General features: G+C 49.2%; 1 pseudogene. It reads right to left on the bottom strand.

What is annotated here, in order from left to right:
* Positions 1–234 precede the first annotated feature (234 nt).
* A pseudogene (locus AO277_RS14500) lies at positions 235–654 on the bottom strand (hypothetical protein); the annotation flags it as partial.

The following is a 654-nucleotide window of genomic DNA, read 5'->3' as shown; positions in this document are numbered from 1 at the left end:
CAACGATCAGATGAAATTTCATAACGGTCAGTCATGATGGCCCTCTTGGCAACCAGAGGACATCATTTTAACCAAGGCGACTTTTCAGACAAACCCTAGCTCGTTCTCACTTTCTTTGAATTCCATTCCAATTGAAAAGTCATTTGCGCTGCCGTTGATCTCGATACGTCGGAATTGGTCGGCACGTTTGAGCCGCCCATGTAGGGGCGGCTGACAGAGATAAACCCTTACAGGTCATGTGTGCTTGTGCCCAAATCCCCGAGGCTGAAGAAACATGTTTTCTAGGTCATTTGGGCCAACATCGGAAGCGTCCTTCACCTGCAACGATCTCTTAAGCAGATAGATTCCGTCGATGAATTGCGGTGGTTGCCCAGGCACCATTACAACTGGCATTAAGAGATAAGCACCAGCCTTCTTGTAGTCGTCCAAAAACCTTGTGAGGTTGACGTCATCAGCAGGTTCCATGGTCAGGGAGCGCGACGCCAGCATCGCAACTTGTAGATCCCCTTGATCCCTCGGGATCTTTGAGGTGATGACCATTCCGTAATGCGTCGGATGCTCGATGGAAAACCGGCGAACAATGCCTACGGAGACTGTCAGAAATTTTGTGTTCGGGCATAACATGTAGCTAGAGGTGCATGTATGCCGACCAAA

Origin of the sequence: Pseudomonas amygdali (assembly GCF_002699855.1) — a bacterium.
GTDB classification, from domain to species: Bacteria; Pseudomonadota; Gammaproteobacteria; order Pseudomonadales; family Pseudomonadaceae; genus Aquipseudomonas; species Aquipseudomonas amygdali.
Note: the sequence above shows the minus strand (reverse complement) of the source record. Positions and strands in the feature narration are given on the sequence as shown.